Annotated in this window: 14 protein-coding genes and 1 tRNA gene; 8 read left to right on the forward strand and 7 right to left on the reverse strand. The window is 71.3% G+C overall.

Annotated features, from left to right (window positions below; all coding sequences use genetic code 11):
• Nucleotides 1–189: 189 nt before the first annotated feature.
• Both KTR66_RS13005 and KTR66_RS13010 read right to left on the reverse strand, forming a co-directional pair.
• Nucleotides 190–873, reverse strand: coding sequence for an RlmE family RNA methyltransferase (locus tag KTR66_RS13005; RefSeq protein ID WP_213613040.1), 684 nt, complete (start codon nucleotides 871–873; stop codon nucleotides 190–192).
• Nucleotides 874–905: 32 nt separating this feature from the next.
• On the reverse strand, nucleotides 906–1,859 hold the full coding sequence (locus tag KTR66_RS13010; RefSeq protein ID WP_249732092.1) for a Ppx/GppA phosphatase family protein: 954 nt from the start codon (nucleotides 1,857–1,859) through the stop codon (nucleotides 906–908).
• A gap of 192 nt (nucleotides 1,860–2,051) precedes the next feature.
• Here KTR66_RS13010 and KTR66_RS13015 point away from each other — a divergent pair.
• Together KTR66_RS13015 and KTR66_RS13020 are read left to right on the forward strand one after the other, a co-directional pair.
• Nucleotides 2,052–2,125: transfer RNA gene (locus tag KTR66_RS13015), tRNA-Gln, on the forward strand.
• A 120-nt stretch (nucleotides 2,126–2,245) separates the two neighbouring features.
• On the forward strand, nucleotides 2,246–3,217 hold the full coding sequence (locus KTR66_RS13020; RefSeq protein WP_213613042.1) for a tripartite tricarboxylate transporter substrate binding protein: 972 nt from the start codon (nucleotides 2,246–2,248) through the stop codon (nucleotides 3,215–3,217).
• 38 nt (nucleotides 3,218–3,255) lie between these two features.
• Here the strand turns inward: KTR66_RS13020 and KTR66_RS13025 are convergent, their stop codons facing one another.
• Nucleotides 3,256–3,762 carry a GNAT family N-acetyltransferase gene (locus tag KTR66_RS13025; RefSeq protein WP_213613043.1) on the reverse strand — a complete coding sequence of 169 codons (507 nt, stop codon included), beginning with the start codon at nucleotides 3,760–3,762 and terminating at the stop codon, nucleotides 3,256–3,258.
• A 104-nt stretch (nucleotides 3,763–3,866) separates the two neighbouring features.
• Here KTR66_RS13025 and KTR66_RS13030 point away from each other — a divergent pair, with 104 nt between their 5' ends.
• The gene (locus tag KTR66_RS13030) at nucleotides 3,867–4,457 is read left to right on the forward strand and encodes a transposase (protein WP_213613044.1); all 591 of its coding nucleotides are present in this window, start codon (nucleotides 3,867–3,869) and stop codon (nucleotides 4,455–4,457) included.
• Between the two features lie 7 nt (nucleotides 4,458–4,464).
• On the opposite strand, the gene serA is transcribed toward KTR66_RS13030, so the two are convergent.
• A complete protein-coding gene (gene serA / locus KTR66_RS13035; protein WP_213613045.1) occupies nucleotides 4,465–5,709 on the reverse strand; it encodes a phosphoglycerate dehydrogenase in 1,245 nt (414 codons plus the stop codon).
• 30 nt (nucleotides 5,710–5,739) lie between these two features.
• Nucleotides 5,740–7,020, reverse strand: a complete 1,281-nt coding sequence (locus KTR66_RS13040) for a M20 family metallo-hydrolase (protein WP_213613046.1) — start codon at nucleotides 7,018–7,020, stop codon at nucleotides 5,740–5,742.
• A gap of 117 nt (nucleotides 7,021–7,137) precedes the next feature.
• Between KTR66_RS13040 and KTR66_RS13045 the strand changes: the two genes are divergently transcribed.
• Genes KTR66_RS13045 through KTR66_RS13055 form a run of 3 tightly spaced genes read left to right on the forward strand, consistent with a single transcriptional unit; the run spans nucleotide 7,138 to nucleotide 9,570 of the window.
• On the forward strand, nucleotides 7,138–7,974 hold the full coding sequence (locus KTR66_RS13045) for a hypothetical protein (RefSeq protein WP_213613047.1): 837 nt from the start codon (nucleotides 7,138–7,140) through the stop codon (nucleotides 7,972–7,974).
• Nucleotides 7,975–8,032: 58 nt separating this feature from the next.
• Nucleotides 8,033–8,383: a hydroxyisourate hydrolase gene (gene uraH, locus KTR66_RS13050; RefSeq protein WP_213613048.1), complete on the forward strand. Its 351-nt coding sequence runs from the start codon at nucleotides 8,033–8,035 to the stop codon at nucleotides 8,381–8,383.
• Nucleotides 8,383–9,570 carry a urate hydroxylase PuuD gene (locus KTR66_RS13055; RefSeq protein ID WP_213613049.1) on the forward strand — a complete coding sequence of 396 codons (1,188 nt, stop codon included), beginning with the start codon at nucleotides 8,383–8,385 and terminating at the stop codon, nucleotides 9,568–9,570. The genes uraH and KTR66_RS13055 overlap by 1 nt, the downstream gene beginning before the upstream one ends.
• A gap of 36 nt (nucleotides 9,571–9,606) precedes the next feature.
• Here the strand turns inward: KTR66_RS13055 and KTR66_RS13060 are convergent, their stop codons facing one another.
• Nucleotides 9,607–10,797 (reverse strand): DUF1501 domain-containing protein, encoded by a 1,191-nt coding sequence (locus tag KTR66_RS13060; protein WP_213613050.1) that lies wholly within the window; start codon nucleotides 10,795–10,797, stop codon nucleotides 9,607–9,609.
• A 48-nt stretch (nucleotides 10,798–10,845) separates the two neighbouring features.
• Nucleotides 10,846–12,120: a DUF1800 family protein gene (locus KTR66_RS13065; RefSeq protein WP_213613051.1), complete on the reverse strand. Its 1,275-nt coding sequence runs from the start codon at nucleotides 12,118–12,120 to the stop codon at nucleotides 10,846–10,848.
• Between the two features lie 133 nt (nucleotides 12,121–12,253).
• Here KTR66_RS13065 and KTR66_RS13070 point away from each other — a divergent pair, with 133 nt between their 5' ends.
• Together KTR66_RS13070 and KTR66_RS13075 are read left to right on the forward strand one after the other, a co-directional pair.
• On the forward strand, nucleotides 12,254–13,285 hold the full coding sequence (locus KTR66_RS13070; protein ID WP_213613052.1) for a ring-opening amidohydrolase: 1,032 nt from the start codon (nucleotides 12,254–12,256) through the stop codon (nucleotides 13,283–13,285).
• On the forward strand, nucleotides 13,282–14,277 hold the full coding sequence (locus KTR66_RS13075; RefSeq protein ID WP_213613053.1) for an isopenicillin N synthase family oxygenase: 996 nt from the start codon (nucleotides 13,282–13,284) through the stop codon (nucleotides 14,275–14,277). Before KTR66_RS13070 ends, KTR66_RS13075 begins: the two co-directional genes overlap by 4 nt.
• The last annotated feature ends 38 nt before the right edge of the window (nucleotides 14,278–14,315 follow it).

The following is a 14,315-nucleotide window of genomic DNA, read 5'->3' on the forward strand; positions in this document are numbered from 1 at the left end:
CTTGGTGCCCTCAAGCGCCGGGCGCGCGCTCCGCGCGCTTGGCTTCGCGCCGCGGCGGGTGCGCTGGATGGGAGGTCCGTCGGGGCGCGCCGCGCGCTTTGCGCGCGGATTCCGTGGGGTGTGTGCGTGATTTTGTCGGCCTGGTCTTGCGGCGGGCGCCCCTGCGCGCGGGGCTGCCCTGCGTCGGCGTCAGCCCTTGAAGCCGGTGGCCACCACGTAGAGCTCGCTGCTGTCCTTGCGGCTGGCCGGCGGCTTCGCGTGGCGGACCACCGCGAAATGGCGGCGGAGGTTTTCCAGCATCGCCTTCTCGCTGCCGCCCTGGAAGACCTTGGCGACGAAGCCGCCGCCCGGGGCCAGCACCTTCACCGCGAAATCGAGCGCCAGCGAAGCGAGGTCCATGATGCGGAGGTGATCCGTCGCCGCATGGCCCGTTGTGTTGGGCGCCATGTCGGAGAGGACGAGATCGGCCGGGCCGCCAAGGGCCTCCAGCACCGCGGCCTCGGTCGCGTCATCCTGGAAATCGCCCTGCAGGATGGTGGCCCCCGCCAGCGTGTCCATGGGCAGCAGGTCGAGGGCCACGACATGGCCGCGCTCGCCCAGCGTGCGGAGTGCGACCTGGCTCCAGCCGCCGGGTGCCGCGCCGAGATCCACCACGCGGGTGCCGGGCTTGAGCAGCTTGAAGCGCTCATCCAGCTCGATCAGCTTGAAGGCGGCGCGGGAGCGCCAGCCCTGGGCCTGGGCGGCCTTCACATAGGGGTCGTTCAGTTGGCGCAGCAGCCAGCGCTGGCTCGCATTGCTGCGGCTGCGGGCGGTCTTCACATTGGTGTGGGTGCCGCGCGGGGCGGCGCCCCGCTTGGGCGGCGGTTTGGGCATGGGCTGGGTTTAGAGCAGTTCCGCGGCCCTTCCTATCGGCCGGGCATCCGGTCCCCGCGCATCAGGCGCATCAGCATGCCCTCGCGCAGGCCGCGATCGGCGACGGTGAGCTCGCCGAGCGGCCAGAGCTGGCGGATGGCGGCATAGACGGCGCAGCCGGGCAGCACGAAATCCGCGCGCTCGGGCCCGACGCAGGGATGGGCGGCGAGCCCCTTGCGGCCCATGGCGAAGAGCTGTTCGAGGGCGGCATCCGCGGCCTCGGCGTTCAGCCGCGTGCCGTCCACCAGCTGGCGGCGATATTTGGGCAGCGCCATGACGACGCCGGCGAGCGTGGTGACGGTGCCGGAGGTGCCGATGAGGCGCACGCCGCCCGCGCGGATCTCCTGGCCGATGCAGTGCAGCCGGTCGAAATCGGCCAGCCGCGCATGGATGTCCTCCACCACCGCCGCGAATCCGTGCGGCGAGAAGCAGTCGCCGCCCTCGCGCTCGGCCAGCGTCACCACGCCGCAGGGAATCGAGATGTAGCCGATCAGCTCCGGTCGGGGGCCGGTGCGGATCCAGGCGATTTCGGTGCTGCCGCCGCCAATGTCGAAGAGGATGGCGCGGCGGTCCCCGGGCTCCAGGAGGGGCGCGCAGCTCTCCATCGCCAGCTCCGCTTCCTCGCGGGGCGAGATGATGCGGGGGCTGAGGCCGGTTTCGCGCGCGGCGCGGGCCAGGAAGGCCGGGCCATTGGCGGCGCGGCGGCAGGCCTCGGTGGCGACGGCGGCCAGGCGGCGCACCGGGCGGCGGTGCAGGCGCTCGGCGCAGGCCGAAAGGGCGGAGATGGTGCGCTCCATCGCCGCGTCCGACAGCGCGCCGGTGCCGGCGAGCCCTTCGCCCAGGCGGACGATGCGCGAGAAGCTGTCCACCACGCGGAAGCCGTGGCGGGTGGGGGCGCCGATGAGCAGGCGGCAATTATTGGTGCCGAGGTCCAGCGCCGCGAACAAGGCGGGGGGCGGGCCAAAGGACGGACCATGTGGGCCGTGGCGGGGGAGGAGGGCACTCATCGGGGGGATGACGGGTCCTGCGGGGGCGATGCTGTCATGATCGTGAAGCAGGGCTGTCATCGCAAGCGGGAAGTGCGCTTGGCAAGTGCGAAATGCGGTGGTAGGACGCCCGCCAGCCGAGCGAAGGCCGCTTGGGGGATAGTTTAACGGTAGAACTTCCGACTCTGACTCGGACAGTCTTGGTTCGAATCCAGGTCCCCCAGCCATCGCCCGCCTGATCTCCTGAAAATCGAGCGAAAACCACCACTTGGGGCCCCATGCCCCTAGCCGCCGGCCGTGTTTCCCTGCTTCCATGGGCGCAAGCAAGAACCGGAAGGAAGCACGCCATGACCCGCATCACCCGCCGTTCCGCGCTGGCCCTGGCCGGCGCGGCGTCCTCCGCCCACGCGCAGACCGGTGATTTCCCGAACAAGCCGCTGCGCATCATCGTGCCCTATACGCCGGGCGGGACGACGGACATCGCGACGCGCCTGGTGGCGGAGCCCTTGGCCCAGGCGCTGGGGCAGCCGGTGGTGGTGGAGAACCGGCCCGGGGCCAACAGCATCCTGGGCGTGGGGGTGGCGGCGGCCAGCCCGCCCGATGGCCATACCCTGGTGATGGTGCTGCCCGCCCATGCGGCCAATGCCACGCTGCAGGCCGGGCGCATGCCCTTCGACCCGCTGGCGCTGACGCCGGTCTCGCTGGTGGTCCAGGCGCCGCTGGTGCTGGCGGGCAGCCGGCATGTGCCGGCGCAGAACCTGCGCGAATACCTGGATTACGCCCGCGCCCGCCCGGGCCAGGTGAATTATGGATCGAGCGGCATCGGCGCCACGGCGCATCTGGCGATGGAGGATCTGCAGCTGCGCACCGGGCTGCGCATGGTGCATGTGCCCTATCGCGGCACGCAGCCCGCGCTGGCCGACCTCCTGGCCGGGCATATCGGGCTGATGTTCGACACCTATTCCACGCTGAAGCCGCAATTCGCGGCGGGGAATATCCGCCCGCTCGGCATCGCGACGGCCACGCGGCCGGATTTCGCGGCGGAACTGCCGACGATCATCGAGGGCGGCATCCCGGATTTCGTGGTGAGTTCCTGGTGCATGCTGCTCGCCCCCCCGCGCACGCCGCAGCCCATCCTGGACCGGCTCTCGGCCGAGGTGGGGCGCATCGTGCGTGAGCCCGCGATGACGCGGCGCCTGCAGGAGATCGGCTTCGTGGTGGAAGGGCGGAACTCGGCCGAGACCGGCGCCTTCCTGCGCGCCGAGGTGACGCGCTGGGCCGGCGTGATCCGCACGGCGAATGTGACGGTGGATGGGTGAGGGGCGGCGGGGCGTGATGGACGGCCGGCCCCGCGGCCTCATGCGCCGGGATGCAGGCCCTGCGCCTTCTCCCAGTCCGGCCGGAGGATCGCCATGATGAGCTCGTCGCGGTGCAGGCCGCCGAAGAAGGCGCTGCCCCGCGCGATGCCCTCCGCCGCGAAGCCCACCGCCTCATAGGCGCGGCGGGCGCGGGGATTTTCGGGAAAGACGCCGAGCCAGAGCCGATGCGCCGGCGTCTGTCGGAAGGCGGCCTCGACCACGCGGGCGAGCAGAAGGCGGCCCTGGCCCTGGCCGGGCGCCGCCACCGCGATGCGCTTGATGAGCGTGACGCGATCCTCCGAGGCCCAGTCGCGCAGGATGGCGAAGCCGATCGGCTCCCGCCCGGCCTCGCCGAGGAAATAGGCGTGCCGGCCATCGCGCAGCGCGGCCCGGTGACGGGCCTCGTCCCAGCGGCCAACCAGCGCGTCATAGCCCTCGCGCCGCTCGGTCGCCATGACGAAGGGGAGGTCGGCCTCGGCGGCGCGGCGGAGGGTGAGCGCGGTCATGGCCCAGCATAGCCGCGGTGGTGCCCGGGCCGAAGCGGGGCCTGGCGTCGGAAGGCGGACGTAAATCCTTGCATTCCGCAGGGAACTAGGACTAAATTCCATAGATGCGAAAGCGCGTCCCCTTCTCCGCCCTCTCAGACCGCCAGTGGGACGCCCTGCGCCCCTATGTCCTGGCGCAAAAGGCCAGCAATGCCGGGCGCAAGATGGTGGACCTGCGCGAGCGCATGAACGCCATCCTCTTCCTGCTCTCGACCGATGCCCCCTGGCGGGAACTCCCCGAACGCTACGGCCCCCCCGGCACCGTCTCGCGCCATTTCCGCCGGCTCAGCCATGGCGGGTTCTGGGAACACCTGCTGGAGGCGCTGCATGACCTCGGCCCGCGCCATCCGCTCCAGCAGCTCCGCCGCGTGATCTTCCGGGGCGCGCGACGGGCGGCGAAGCTCGTCGGATTGCGCATCATTGTGCTGGCGAGACGGTTGCAGCTTCTCGAAGCCCTGCCTGGGCCGCCCTGGCTGCTGCCCGATCCGGATTTGTCCAAAACCCTGGTCGAGCTCTTCAAACGCAAATTCGAAGATCCGGAACCCCGCCGCTTCCGGCGCTGGTGGCGCAAGATGGGCCGCACCTATATCCGGCTCTTCAGCGCCGCGACCGGCCGGCGCCACATCCCGCGCTCCGTCAGGCTCGCCATGCCGTGAGCTGGTTCTACTCGCGCTCGTAGAGCAGCCGCGCGCGGATGGTGTGCGGCAGGGCGCGGAGCTCGGCCAGGATCGCGTCGCTGTCGCGGGTCGCGCCGGCATCCACGACGACATAGCCGATCTCGCCATCGGTCTGCAGATACTGGCCCGCGATGTTCACGCCGCGCTTGGCAAAGACCTGGTTCACATTGCCCAGCACGCCCGGCGCATTGCGGTGCACATGCATGAAGCGCGTGCCGGTGGGGCGCGCGGGCAGTGCCACCTGCGGGAAGTTCACCGCGCCCTCGGTGCTGCCGGTGTCGGAATAATCGGCGAGCTTGCGCGCGACTTCCTCGCCGATGCGCGACTGCGCCTCCTCCGTGCTGCCGCCGATATGCGGCGAGAGGATCACATTCTCGATGCCCTGCAGCGGCGAGACGAAGGGGTCGCCATTGCGCTTGGGCTCCTCGGGGAAGACGTCGAGCGCGGCACCGGCGAGATGGCCGGAGCGGAGAGCGGCGGCGAGGGCGTCCACATCCACCAGCGTTCCGCGGGCATTGTTGATGAGGAAGGCGCCGGCCTTCATCTTCGCGATCTGCTCGGCGCCCAGCATGTTCATGGTGGCCGGCGTCTCGGGCAAATGCAGGGTCACGATGTCGGACCAGTGCAGCAGCTCATCGAGGCTGGCGCAGCGGCTGGCATTGCCATGCGGCAGCTTGGCCGCCGTGTCGAAATAGATGACGCGCATGCCAAACGCCTCGGCGAGGACCGAGAGCTGGCTGCCGATATTGCCATAGCCCACGATGCCGAGCGTGCGGCCGCGCACCTCGCGGTATCCGTCGGCCGACTTATCCCACTCGCCGCGATGCGCCGCGTTGGATTTCGGGAAGATGCCGCGCAGCAACATGACGATCTCACCCAGGGTGAGCTCGGCGACGGAGCGCGTGTTGCTGAAGGGCGCGTTGAAGACCGGGATGCCGCGCTGGCGCGCCGCGTCGAGGTCCACCTGGTTGGTGCCGATGCAGAAGCAGCCGATGCTCATCAGCCGGTCCGCGTTCGCCAGCACCTCCTCGGTGATGGTGGTGCGGCTGCGGATGCCGAGCATATGGACGCCGCGCACGGCCTCCACCAGCGCCTGGCCTTCCAGCGCCTTCTTCTCGCGGCCCACATTCGTGTAGCCCTCCTGGCCGAGCAGCTCGACCGCGGTCTCGGAGATGTTTTCCAGCAGCAAGGCGCGGATGCGCTCCTTGGGCAGGGAGAGTTGGTCGCTCATGGGGGCACCGCTGGTCAGGAAAGGCATGGGTCAGGAATTCGCGAGGTCGGTCAGAACCTGGGCGAGCACGCGCGCCCCGGCGGCGAGCTCGGAGGGCTCGGAGTATTCGGAAGGATGGTGCGAGACGCCGCCGCGGCAGGGCACGAAGATCATGCCGGTGGGGCAGAGCGGGTGCATGAACTGCGCGTCGTGGAAGGCGCCGGAGGGCAGGCGGATGGCGCGCAGCCCCTGGGCGCGGGCGGCGGCCTCGACGGCATTCGGCACCATCGGATGGAAGACGGTGGGCGTCGCATGGAAGCGCTCGATCACCTTCGCCGTGCAGAAGCGCATGGCGGATTGCACCACGCCCTCGATCGCATTGCCGCGCGGCTGGAGGATGCTGTTGTCCGGGTGGCGGAGATCGATGGTGAAGCGCGCGGTCTGCGCCACCGAGTTGGAGGAGTTGGGCAGGATCTCGATGGAGGCGACGGTGAAGCGCAGCGTGTCCGTCGGATCATGCATCAGGGTGTTCAGCGCGTTGATGGCGCGGACCATGTCCTGCACGGCGTCGCGGCGCAGGCCCACGGGGGTGGTGCCGGCATGGTCGGACTTGCCGGTGATCTCGACGAGGAACCAGCGGCTGCCCTGGATGCCGGTGACGATGCCGATATCGGCGTCCTGGCTTTCCAGCGTCGGCCCCTGCTCGATATGGGCTTCCACATAGGCGAAGGGGGCCGTGCCCTCGACGACGCCCAGCGGCCGGCGGGGGATGTCGGCTTCGCTCTTCAGATGCTCGGCCAGCGCCTGGCCGAAGGGGATGCCGTCCTTGTCCATGACGGCGTCCCAGGTCTCGGGCGGGCGATAACCGGCATAGGCCATGCTGCCCATGCAGCCCGGGGCGTAGCGGCCGCCTTCCTCGTTCGTCCAGGCGACGACCTCGATGGGGCGCTTCGTGCGCACACCCGCCTCGCGCAGGGCCTGCACGGCCTCGAGGCCGGCGATGACGCCCCAGATGCCGTCGAAGCGGCCGCCGGCCGGCTGGCTGTCCATGTGGCTGCCGGTCAGCACCGGGGCCAGCGTGGGGTCCGTGCCCTCATGGCGGAGGAAGAGGTTGCCGAGCTGGTCGATGCTGGCGGTGAGGCCCGCTTCCTCGGCCCAGCGGATCAGCAGGCGGCGGGACTTGCGGTCATTGTCGGTGAGGCAGGCGCGGTTCACGCCCCAATGCCCATCGGCGTCGCGGAAGCCGCCAAGCTCCCCCATCTCCATGAGGCGCTGCCATTGGCGTGCCTCGCTGACGGCGGCGACGAGGTTCGGGGCGACGGTATCGGGCATGGGGGAGCGCATTACGGCCCTGGGCCCGGGGGATCAAGCGCGGCCCTCTATGGTCTGGCATGCTGGGGGGCGGCCTCTCCCCTTGATCGCGGCGGGGCGGGGGGTCAGGCTTGCCCCATGTGGACACGTCGTCTCGCGCTTGCCGCGCCGCTTCTCGCCGCACCCGCCCTCCTGCGCGCCCAGGCTGCTGGCCCGCGCTTCGAGCCGGTGCACCGCTTCACCACGCCGGCCGCCCGCCAGGGCGTCTGCGCGGATGAGGAGCATGTCTATGTCGTGGATGACCGGCTGATCGTGAAGTTCACGAAGTCGGGCTTCCGCGAGGTGGCGCGCTTCGAAAGCCCGCGCGAGGGGCCGATCATCCACATGAACAGCCTCTCCCTGCATGAGGGGCGGCTCTTGGCCGCGCATTCCAACTATCCGGAGGAGCCGATGCTCTCCTCCGTCGAGATCTTCGACGCGGCGACGCTGCGGCATGAGGGCAACCACTCCTTCGGGCTGATGCCGGGCAGCCTCACCACCTTCGAATGGCAGGGCGGGCACGCCTGGGCGGTCTGGGCCAATTACTCGCGCGTCTTCGGACGCAACCAGCGGCCCTATGGGCACACGCATTGGACGCATCTGACGCGCCTCGCCCCCGACATGCGGCAGACCGCCGGCTGGTCCTTCCCGGCGGATATCCTGACCCGGGCGGAGCCGATGAGCATCTCGGGTGCCTCCTGGGGGCCGGGGCTGCCCGGCCATCCCGGGCCGCTGCTCTGGTGCACGGGGCATGACCACAAGGAGGTCTATGCGCTGCGCCTGCCGCGCATGGGCTCGCGGCTGGAGCGCGTGGCGACCCTGCCGATCGAGGCGGAGGGCCAGGCCATCGCCTGGGACAGGGCGGAGCCGGACCTGCTCTGGATGATCATCCGCAGCCGGCGGGAGGTGGTCGCGATGCGGCTGCTGGCCGCATGAATCCTTGCCAGGGGATGCGCCGCCGGGCAGTTTTTGCAGCGCAACACGAGGTGAGCCGATGAGCCGTCTTTCCACCCATGTCCTCGACACCGCCCATGGACGGCCCGGCGCGGGCATGCGCTTCGCCCTCTACAAGCTGGAGGGCGAGAGCCGCGTGAAGATGGCCGAAGGTGTCACCACCGCCGATGGCCGGGCGCCCGGCGAGCTTCTGCCGGAAGCGACCTACCAGCCCGGGCGCTACCAGCTGGTCTATCAGGTGGCCGCCTATTTCCGGGCGCAGGGCGTGACCCTGCCGGAGCCACCCTTCCTGGATGAGGTGACGCTCTCCTTCGGCCTGGCGAATGACGCGCATTACCATGTGCCGCTGCTGGTCTCGCCCTTCGGCTACACCAGCTACCGGGGCAGCTGATGGAGATCGATGCCGCCTATGTGATGGAATGGGCCAACCTGCTGCTGCGTTGGCTGCACATCATCACCGGCATCGCCTGGATCGGGGCGAGCTTCTATTTCATCTCCTTGGACATGAGCCTGGAGCCGCCGAAGGACGGCAACCCGCTGGTGCGGGGCGAGCAATGGTCGCTGCATGGCGGCGGCTTCTACTACAAGCGGAAATACAAGGGCGCGCCCGAGGCGATGCCCACGACGCTGCACTGGTTCAAGTGGGAGGCCTATTGGACCTGGCTCTCCGGCTTTTCGCTCTTCATGCTGATCTATTGGGGGCAGGCGAGCACCTATCTGATTGATCCCGCCGTGCTGGACATGGCCCCCTGGGTCGCGATCCTGGTCTCGGCGCTGATGATCGTGGTGGGCTGGGTCGGCTACGACATGCTGTGCAAGCGCATGGCCGATGAGCGGAAGCTGCTGCTGGCGGGCTCGGGCCTGCTGGTGGTGCTGGTGCTCATCGCCACGCACATCTTCTCGGGGCGCGGGGCCTTCCTGCTGATCGGCGCCATCACCGGCACCATCATGGTGGCCAATGTCGCGATGGTGATCATCCCCGGCCAGAAGAAGATGGTGCGCTCCATCGAGGCGGGCGAGGCGCCGGACCCGATCCATGGCCAGCGCGGCCTGCAGCGCAGCGTGCACAACACCTATCTGACGCTGCCGGTGCTGCTGCTGATGATCAGCCCGCATTACCCGATGCTGTATCAGCACAAATTCAACTGGCTGGTGCTGATCCTGATCGCGGTGGCGGGTGCGCTGATCCGGCAATTCTTCGTGCTGCGGCATACGGGGCGCAGCAACTGGGCGCTGCCGGCAGGCGGCGTGGTGGCGCTCGGCCTGCTGGCGCTGCTGGTGGCCCCGCGGCCCGATCCGCGCTTCGCGGGCGTCGAACTTCCCGCCTTCGAGGAGGTGCAGACGATCGTGGCGAGCCGCTGCGCCGCCTGCCACGCGGCGCGGCCGAGCTTCGAGGGGGTGGCGGCCGCACCCAAGGGCGTGCTGCTGGACAGCCCGGCGCAGATCCGCCGCTGGGCGGCCGCGATGCGTCAGCAGGTGCAGACCGAGGCCATGCCGCCCGGCAATGTCACGGACATCACCGATGAGGAGCGCGGCAAGATCATCGCCTGGGTTGCCGCGGGGGCACCCGCACGGTGAATGCTTGGGCGCCCGCGCGCCGAGGCGCGCCCGGGGTCAGGCCTCGGCGCGCAGCAGGCCGGTGAGCGGCGGAGCGTCGTCGCTCTCCGGGAAGGCGCGGGCCAGGGCGGCGGGGCCGAGGCCCAGATGCTGGGCGAGCAGCCCCTTGGCGATGCGCCGCTGATCCAGCGTCGGCATCAGGTCCCGGTTCTCGAAGAGGCGGCCGGGGCCGAGGCCGGGCCAATCGGCGATGACGCGGCCGCCGCGCACGGCCCCGCCGATGACGAAGGCGGCGCCGGCGGTGCCGTGGTCCGTGCCGCCCGTGCCGTTGACGCGGGCGGTCCGGCCGAACTCGGTCAGCACCAGCACCGCCGTTTCGGCCCAGGCGGGGCCGAGATTCTCCTTCAGCGCGGCCATGCCGGCATCGAGCGCGCCCAGCGGGCCGGGCAGGCGCGCGGCCTGGGCCGCATGCGTGTCCCACCCGCCCAGTTCGAGGGCGGCGACGCGCGGCCCGCGCGCCGCCGCGAGCAGCCGCCCGGCCGCGCCGGCCAGCGTCACGAAGGGCTGCATGCCAGGCGGCGGCGGCTCCTGGCCGGCCAGCACCGCGGCGGTGAAGCCCCGGGACCGCAGACCCTCGGCGAAGGCGGGGCCCAGCATCGGGTCGGCCGCGTGCCATTGGGCGAGCCGCGCCAGGACATCGGGCTCAGGCACCTGTTGGCCGGGCGGGGCGTAGCTGCCGACGCGCACCTCCCCGCGCAGGATGAGCGGCAGTTGCAGACCCAGGGCGAGGCCCCGGCGCGCGCCTTGCGCGGCCTCGGGCTCGGCGGCAAGGGCGCGGTTCAGCCAGCCATCGGGCAGCCGCCGCGTGGCGCCCATCTCCATGAAGTCCTGGGCGATGAAGTGGCTGCGGTTGCGCCAGGGGCCGGCCACCGCATGCAGCAGGAGCGCCTGATCCTGCCGGTAGAGCGCATGCAGGTGCGGCAGGGCCGGATGCAGCCCGTAATGCCCGCCGAGGTCGAGCACGCCGCCCTCCTGCCCTGGCTCGGGCAGGGCCAGGGGGCCGCGCAGCGCGGCGAGCTCGGGGTCGCCATAGGGCTGCACGGCGGCGAGACCGTCCAGCGCGCCGCGCAGCAGCACGACGACGAGGCGGCGCTCGCCCAGCGGCCCGGCGGCGACCGCCATGCGCGAGCGGCCCAGGGCGACGGCGCCGGCGAGGCCCAGCAGGAAGGAGCGGCGTTGCAGGATCATCGGCGTTGCGCCTGGTCTTTTCTCATCGGCGATGCGCCTGGTCTTTTTTCATCGGCGATGCGCCTCGGGGCATGCGAGGAGGAGCAGCACCGCCTCGCGGGCCGAGCCGGCGCGGCGGGCGGCGTCGATGGTCTCGGCCGGGGCGAGGGGGCCGAGGAAGCTCTCGGTGAGCGCCGGCGTGAAGGCCGCGCGGGAGGCCATTTCGTTGGCCCATTCGACCCGGCGCATCAGTTGCTCGGGCACGGCCCAGGCGGCCGCGTCATCCGGCCAGCCGATGGGAGCGGGCGCCAGCCAGAGCGGCTGGCCCAGCCGCGCCAGCGCGGCCAGGAGCGCGGGTGCCGCGGCCGCCCCAAGGCCGAGGCCACGCATCACGGCGAGCACGTAGTCCTGCGCCGAACGGAGCTTGGTCAGCGGCTCCCAGGCCAGCGGCTCGGCGATGACGGCCCGCGCGGCGGCGGCGAGGTCGCCGCCCGAATCCCTGAGCGCGGCCTCGATCCTGGCCACGGACCCGGCCGGGGGATCGTCCCGGATGAAATGCCGCGCGAGCTTGGCGGCGAGGGCGCGATGCGTGGCCGGGTGATTGGCCAGCAGGGCGAGCGCGGCGACGCCGCCGGCCTCGCCTTCCGGGAATTCCTGGCCGAGCAGGGTCTTGGGGCCGGGCTCATGCGCGAGGGGGCGGAACATGAAGCCGGTGGGCTCACTCGCCTCCGGGCCGCGGCCGATGGACCAGCCGGTGAGGATCCGGGCCAGCGCGCCGACATCGGCCTGGCTGTATCCGCCGGCCGGGGTGATGCTGTGCAGCTCCAGGCATTCCCGGGCGAGGTTCTCGTTCAGCCCCGCATTGCGGCGCCGCCCGCCGGGGCTGCCGGGGCCGACGGCGCCCGCCTGGTCGAGATAGGCCAGCATCGCGGGCTCGCGATAGGCGGCGAGCAGCATCGCGTCGAAGCGGCCGAAGACATGGGGGCGGATGCCTTGGCGGTGGTAATGGCCGCCGAAGGCGGTGGCGATGGCACCCCGCCGGCTGATCGCCAGATGGTTCGACCAGAACTCCGCCCAGCGCTCGGCGAAGGGGCGGCCGGTCGTCAGCAGGCGGGTGGCCCAGGCCAGCGCCTCGTCGCGGTTGAAGGCCCGGATGGGGTTGCTGGCCGGATCGCGGCGGCGGGCATCCAGGGCCGCGCGAATCTCGTCCGGGGTCGGTCCGGCTGCTTCGGGCAGGGGCGCGATCTGGGATTCGAGCCAGGCGCGCGGATCATCGGGGGGCGCGTCACCCGGGCGCGCGCCGAGGCCGAAGCGGATCGCGGCATGGGCGGCCGATGGCGTCATCCTGCCTCGATAGCATCGGCCCTGCCCAAGCCCGCGCCACAAATTGTTTCACCCCCCGGGTGCGGCCCGCGCGGGCGGCTTCGCAAGCGCGGGCGGCTGTGGACAAGATGCACGGCCCGCAGGGAGCGTGTGCATGACCGCGATCTTTCCCACCCGCCTGCCCATGGCGGCCCCCGATGACCTCGCCGCTTTCGAGGCGATGCTGGATGACGGGCGCCTTGATGCGGCGGACATCGTCTCGGTCTGGTGCAAGACGCGGGGCAACGGTCTGCGCAACGACTTCACCAAGCCCTGGGTGGACCTGCTGCTGCGCCTCGCCATCGGCCGGCGCCTGGAGCTGGATGAGGCGGCGGTGGCCGAGCGTGTGCCCATCCTGGTCTCCGGCGGGTCAGAGGGCGCGGTCTCGCCGCATCTCGTCATCTGGTCGCGCGGGCGGCCGGGCCGGCACGGGCTGCTGGCCGGCGTGGAGCGCGCGCTGGTCGCGCCCGAGGACCAGGGCGGCGTGCTGCATGCCATGGCGACGGCGGCGATGGTGCGGGCGGCGATGGCGGGCCTCGGCCTCACCGATCCCGCCCAGGTGGGGCTCGTGCTGGTGCGCGCGCCGGCCGACGCGGATCGGGCCGGGCACGACGCGCGGGTCCGCGCGGCCTGCGCGCAAGGGGTGGCGCTGGCGCTGGGGCAGATCGAGGCGCTGGCCCTGGATGAGCCCGAGGCCTTTGCGCATTGCGCCTTCGTGGTGGCGCGGCATGACGGACCCACGCAGCAGGTGCTGCTGCTGGCCCATGGCCCGGGTGGCGATGCGCGTGCCGCGATCGCGAGCGGCGTGCTGGAGGATCCGCTGGACTCGCCGGGGGCCGCGGCCATCCTGGCGCGCCTCGGGCTGATCGCCGCGCCGCAGCTTTCGGCGCAGGATTCGGCGCGGGTGCTGGCTGTGATCTCCAAGGGCGATGCGCCGCGGGACGGGCTGATCCGCGGCCTGCCGCATGCCATGGGCCTCGACAATGACGTGGCGATGCATCGCCACGCGCGCGCCGCCTATGGCGCGATGCTTGGCTCGCTGATCGGCCATGGCGCGGTCCTCGTCTCGGGCGGGGCCGAGGCGCAGGGCCCGCCCGATGGGGGCTTCGCCGCCATCATCGCCGCCACGCAAGGAGAGAGCGCATGAATGCCGTGCCCGTGATTGACCTGAGCCCGATCCGCGGCAACGACCCGGCCGCCATCGCCGCGCTGGGGCGTGAGGTGGATGCCGCCTGCCGCGAGATCGGCTTCCTCATCGTCGAGGGGCATGGCGTGGACCCCGCGCTCATCGCCGAGGTGCGGCGGCAGAGCTATGCCTTCTTCGACCTGCCGGAGGAGGAGAAGCAGGCGGTGCGCCCGCCGCCGGGCACCATGCTGCGCGGCTATACGCCGCCCGAGACCAATACGCTCTCGCGCTCGCGCGGGATCGAGACGCCGCCCGACATGCGCTCCTTGTTTTCCATGGGGCGGCCCGAGGCGGATGGCACGCAATATGCGGAGATCCCGGAGGCGCGGCCCTTCTACCAGCCCAACCTCTGGCCGGCCGAACCCGCCGGGCTTCGGCCTGCCTTCACCGCCTATTTCCGCGAGATGGAGCGGCTTTCCACCGAGATCATGCGGGCCTTCGCCGTCGGCCTCGGCCTGCCGATCGGCTTCTTCGACGACAAGATCGACAACCACTTCGCCGCCCTCCATGCGCTGCATTACGGCGCGCGGACCACGCCAGCCGCGCCCGGGCAGTTGCGCGCCGGCGCGCACAGCGATTTCGGCAGCCTCACCATCCTGATGCCGCCCGCCGAGGGCGGCATGGGGCTCGAGGTGCAGAAGCCCGATGGCAGCTTCGCGCCCGTGGAGCCGCCGCCCGGCGCCTATGTCATCAACATCGGCGACCTCATGCAGCAATGGACCAATGAGCGCTGGGTGAGCACGGTGCATCGCGTGGTGAATCCGCAAGGCGAGGGCTGGGCGCAACGTCGCCTCTCGCTCGGCTTCTTCTGCCACCCGAATTACGATGCCCCGGTGGAGGCGCTGCCCGGCACGGTGCCGGCGGGCGAGGCGCCGAAGCATGCGCCCGTCCTGGCGGGCGTCTACATGAACCAGAAGATCTCCGCCGTGCGACGCCCGGTGGCAACACGCTGAGCCGGAGCCACCGGCCAGCCCTTGAGGAGGAATGACCC

Origin of the sequence: Roseococcus sp. SDR (genome assembly GCF_019083995.1) — a bacterium.
Lineage (GTDB): Bacteria > Pseudomonadota > Alphaproteobacteria > Acetobacterales > Acetobacteraceae > Roseococcus.

Excerpts from the sequence above, each read along its gene's own strand:
- KTR66_RS13075 (WP_213613053.1), top strand. The coding sequence starts at position 13,282 with ATGAATGCCGTGCCCGTGATTGACCTGAGCCCGATCCGCGGCAACGAC.
- KTR66_RS13065 (WP_213613051.1), bottom strand. The coding sequence starts at position 12,120 with ATGACGCCATCGGCCGCCCATGCCGCGATCCGCTTCGGCCTCGGCGCG.
- KTR66_RS13055 (WP_213613049.1), top strand. The coding sequence starts at position 8,383 with ATGGAGATCGATGCCGCCTATGTGATGGAATGGGCCAACCTGCTGCTG.
- KTR66_RS13045 (WP_213613047.1), top strand. The coding sequence starts at position 7,138 with ATGTGGACACGTCGTCTCGCGCTTGCCGCGCCGCTTCTCGCCGCACCC.
- KTR66_RS13025 (WP_213613043.1), bottom strand. The coding sequence starts at position 3,762 with ATGACCGCGCTCACCCTCCGCCGCGCCGCCGAGGCCGACCTCCCCTTC.
- KTR66_RS13070 (WP_213613052.1), top strand. The coding sequence starts at position 12,254 with ATGACCGCGATCTTTCCCACCCGCCTGCCCATGGCGGCCCCCGATGAC.
- KTR66_RS13030 (WP_213613044.1), top strand. The coding sequence starts at position 3,867 with ATGCGAAAGCGCGTCCCCTTCTCCGCCCTCTCAGACCGCCAGTGGGAC.
- serA (WP_213613045.1), bottom strand. The coding sequence starts at position 5,709 with ATGAGCGACCAACTCTCCCTGCCCAAGGAGCGCATCCGCGCCTTGCTG.
- uraH (WP_213613048.1), top strand. The coding sequence starts at position 8,033 with ATGAGCCGTCTTTCCACCCATGTCCTCGACACCGCCCATGGACGGCCC.
- KTR66_RS13040 (WP_213613046.1), bottom strand. The coding sequence starts at position 7,020 with ATGCCCGATACCGTCGCCCCGAACCTCGTCGCCGCCGTCAGCGAGGCA.
- KTR66_RS13020 (WP_213613042.1), top strand. The coding sequence starts at position 2,246 with ATGACCCGCATCACCCGCCGTTCCGCGCTGGCCCTGGCCGGCGCGGCG.
- KTR66_RS13005 (WP_213613040.1), bottom strand. The coding sequence starts at position 873 with ATGCCCAAACCGCCGCCCAAGCGGGGCGCCGCCCCGCGCGGCACCCAC.
- KTR66_RS13060 (WP_213613050.1), bottom strand. The coding sequence starts at position 10,797 with ATGATCCTGCAACGCCGCTCCTTCCTGCTGGGCCTCGCCGGCGCCGTC.